This is a genomic window from Bizionia hallyeonensis (assembly GCF_042657385.1).
Lineage (GTDB): Bacteria > Bacteroidota > Bacteroidia > Flavobacteriales > Flavobacteriaceae > Algorimicrobium > Algorimicrobium hallyeonense.
The window spans coordinates 1-970 of sequence record NZ_JBHSLA010000025.1 but is presented as its reverse complement, the minus strand read 5'-3'; the positions used below and the strand labels follow the sequence as shown (position 1 = coordinate 970).

Here is a 970-nt window from a genome sequence, read left to right as displayed (position 1 = left end):
AATGCAATTAATTTATACAATCAAATAAGATTACATTTATCTTTAGACTATAAAACACCTAATATGGTATATCAATTATCAGCGTAAATTCAATTTTAACCTGTAGCCATATTTCAGGACGAGACATATAAAACCACGAATATGAATAGAATTTTAACTCTGATTTTTTGCTTAATTACCACTTTTGGAATTTCACAAACTAAAGATATTCAAATTGAATTTATTGGGAATTGTGGATTACATATGACTGATGGAACCACAAATTTCTATATTGATTTTCCATACAAATCAGGAGCTCACGGATATATGGAATTTGAAGAATCGGAATTAGACAGCATCAAAGATAATTCTATTTTCATTTTTACACATAAACATTCTGACCATTACTCTAAAAAGAATCTAAAAAAAGTAATGAAAGAAAAAGGTGGACAGACTTATGGTGTTTCAAACATTTCGGAATTAGAAAAATTGAGAGAATCCATAGAAGATTTTGAAATAAAGGCATATAAAACTGACCATACTGTATTCGGAATTTCATTTCGTCACTACTCGTATTTGATAACTTGGCACAATAAAAAAATCTACTTATCAGGAGACACAACCGAACCTGAAACTATAGGTAAAATGGAAAAAATTGATTTAGCTTTTGTACCCTATTGGATTTTAAAGAACGCAAAAGAACAGAATATTACAATTGACGCAAAAATGTTTGCTGTTTATCATTTATATCCTGAACAAATACCAAGCGCAAAAGAAAATTGGGATGAAGTTGAAAATATAAGACCAATGGTTGAACAAGGAGAAAAAATAACGATTGAATTAGAAACTGAATAAAATACTGTGGGCAACAAAGAACTGAGTTAAAAAACAAGCAATTTTAAGCTAATTTTGAAACAAAGTTCTCATCATAAGGCAAACCACTTTTTGCGATAGCAAATGCCTGTTTTAATAATTTATTTGCTACTGCTAT

General features: G+C 29.2%; 1 protein-coding gene. It reads left to right on the top strand.

Going from position 1 to position 970, the window contains the following annotated elements:
- Positions 1-141 precede the first annotated feature (141 nt).
- The gene (locus ACFPH8_RS15010; RefSeq protein WP_376862279.1) at positions 142-834 is read left to right on the top strand and encodes an MBL fold metallo-hydrolase; all 693 of its coding nucleotides are present in this window, start codon (positions 142-144) and stop codon (positions 832-834) included.
- Positions 835-970 lie beyond the last annotated feature (136 nt).